We start from the raw sequence: 263 nt of genomic DNA on the forward strand, positions 1-263 counted from the left end.
CAAAAGAAAAAGTTAGCCCCATAAATCCATTATATAAAATGTGTGCCAACCTTGGCTCATTTGGTTTACAAAAAAATACCCATACCCCCCATATATTAGCAATCAAAAGAAAAGGTAAAATTACAAATAAGTATATAGTAAAGGTTGGAGGAAATAAAAATGGGGTTAAAATCATAAAATTAATAACTACCCATACCATAACGACACTCGATCTTACACTGCCAGGCATCAATTTCTGAATAATTTGTTCTGTGCTTTTTCCG

The 263-nt window shown here is 32.3% G+C and carries 1 pseudogene; it reads right to left on the reverse strand.

What is annotated here, in order from left to right:
- Positions 1-263, reverse strand: a pseudogene (locus ACS2QP_RS27955) (hypothetical protein); the annotation flags it as partial.

It is taken from the genome of Bacillus cereus group sp. Bce019 (assembly GCF_051781745.1).
GTDB classification, from domain to species: Bacteria; Bacillota; Bacilli; order Bacillales; family Bacillaceae_G; genus Bacillus_A; species Bacillus_A cereus.